At 54.8% G+C, this 458-nt stretch carries 1 protein-coding gene; it reads right to left on the bottom strand.

The features are described from left to right. Positions 1 to 458, bottom strand: a 458-nt coding sequence (locus IFT47_RS27310; RefSeq protein WP_192175181.1) for a GGDEF domain-containing protein, incomplete at both ends; no start/stop codon positions are given.

Below are 458 nucleotides of genomic sequence, written 5' to 3'. Positions count from 1 at the left end.
ACCTTACCCCTGTACATTGCTACATCTGCGCAGTGCAATAGCGCTGAGGTTTCGGTAGCGTCGACCCACGAACGAGAGATGCCAACTGTAGCTCCCTGTCGGAAGGGTCGAAGCTTCTCGAGCATAGGGGCCCCTATTCGCGAAATCACATCTGCGGCAATGAGGCCCAGCTCGCGTTCCTCTCTACGGCTGGTAAATACGACGCAGAATTCATCGCCTCCTAGACGCGAAGCGATGCAGCCGTACTTGATTGCAATCTCCTCCAGTCGTTTTGCTACCTCAATGAGCACTGCGTCACCCGTTGCATGCCCGCGCTGATCGTTAACCGCCTTGAAATAGTCAAGGTCGATCAGCATCACAATCACAGGTTCCAGCTGAGCGAGTTGCTCGTTTACAAGCTCCATAAAGGCACGCCGATTGAGCAGGCCGCTGAGTGAGTCGTACCTTGCCAGCTTCTC

The sequence above is a fragment of the Pseudomonas sp. CFBP 13711 genome (assembly GCF_014842265.1).
GTDB lineage: Bacteria > Pseudomonadota > Gammaproteobacteria > Pseudomonadales > Pseudomonadaceae > Aquipseudomonas.
Note: the sequence above shows the minus strand (reverse complement) of the source record. Positions and strands in the feature narration are given on the sequence as shown.